This window comes from Halomonas sp. ND22Bw, from assembly GCF_003011945.1.
GTDB classification, from domain to species: Bacteria; Pseudomonadota; Gammaproteobacteria; order Pseudomonadales; family Halomonadaceae; genus Halomonas; species Halomonas halophila.
The window spans coordinates 1-249 of the sequence record NZ_PXWD01001444.1; the positions used below are offsets into that span (position 1 = coordinate 1).

Consider the following 249-nt stretch of genomic DNA (forward strand, 5'->3'; position numbering starts at 1 on the left):
GGGTTGAGCGCCGCATAGGGGATGAAGCTGCCGTCATCAGGATCGAACCGCCATGCGCCGTCGTCGGTGGTCACATAGTAGCGACCACCGCCCGCCGATGACAGGTCGTGTCCGTCGCGTCGCCCCGGCAGCGTCCAGCGCGCGACTTCGATCAGCCGGGCGGCACGCCCTTTGCCGGTCAGGCGAAATGCCTGCACCAGGTCGTGCGACAGCGCGAACAACTGGTGCCGCTGCGCATCCCACACCACC

1 protein-coding gene is annotated in these 249 nt (G+C 67.9%); it reads right to left on the reverse strand.

The genetic code is table 11. The features are described from left to right. A partial coding sequence (locus CVH10_RS26275) for a hypothetical protein (protein ID WP_219925042.1) occupies positions 1–249 on the reverse strand: 249 nt, incomplete at both ends.